The organism is Paraburkholderia sp. SIMBA_030 (assembly GCF_046535245.1).
In the GTDB taxonomy this organism is placed as follows: Bacteria; Pseudomonadota; Gammaproteobacteria; order Burkholderiales; family Burkholderiaceae; genus Paraburkholderia.
The window spans coordinates 1-244 of record NZ_JAWRXB010001394.1; the positions used below are offsets into that span (position 1 = coordinate 1).

The following is a 244-nucleotide window of genomic DNA, read 5'->3' on the forward strand; positions in this document are numbered from 1 at the left end:
TAAAAATGCGCATCTCCAATACCGTGCTGAAGTTCGGCGACCAGTTCACCGCCATGCCTGTATTCGCCACCGACGACAGCCGACTGCTGCCGGAAGTTGCCGAAGGCGGCCTGATCACCAGCAACGAGATCAGCGGCCTGACCCTGAACGCCGGTCACTTCACCGCGATGAATGCCCAGGCTCAGACCTACCACGACAGCCTGAATCTGAGCGAAGCCAACATCTTCGGTGGCACCTACGCCTT

1 protein-coding gene is annotated in these 244 nt (G+C 59.0%); it reads left to right on the forward strand.

The window, feature by feature from the left end; translation table 11 throughout:
* Nucleotides 1-244: OprD family outer membrane porin (locus SB772_RS44615; protein WP_410839103.1), on the forward strand; the 244-nt coding region annotated here is incomplete at both ends.